Here is a 240-nt window from a genome sequence, read left to right as displayed (position 1 = left end):
GCCGGCCGCCCGGTACCGGGCGGCGCCGGCAAGGGCGACCGCCTGAGCCTTCAGCGGCAGCCCTGATTCATCCTGCCTATCCTCGCTCACCAAGGAAACCCGCCATGAGCTTCGTCAAAACCAGCGACGGAACCGAGATCTTCTACAAGGACTGGGGTGCCCGCGACGCGACACCGATCGTGTTCCATCACGGCTGGCCGCTCTCGGCCGATGACTGGGACAACCAGATGATGTTCTTCC

1 protein-coding gene is annotated in these 240 nt (G+C 64.6%); it reads left to right on the top strand.

The window, feature by feature from the left end; genetic code table 11:
• Window positions 1–104 precede the first annotated feature (104 nt).
• A partial coding sequence (locus AX750_RS26970) for an alpha/beta hydrolase (protein WP_197432845.1) occupies window positions 105–240 on the top strand: 136 nt, incomplete at its 3' end.

It is taken from the genome of Methylobacterium sp. CCH7-A2 (assembly GCF_001557075.1).
Taxonomy (GTDB): domain Bacteria; phylum Pseudomonadota; class Alphaproteobacteria; order Rhizobiales; family Beijerinckiaceae; genus Allobosea; species Allobosea massiliensis.
This window is presented reverse-complemented; position numbering and strand designations above follow the sequence as displayed.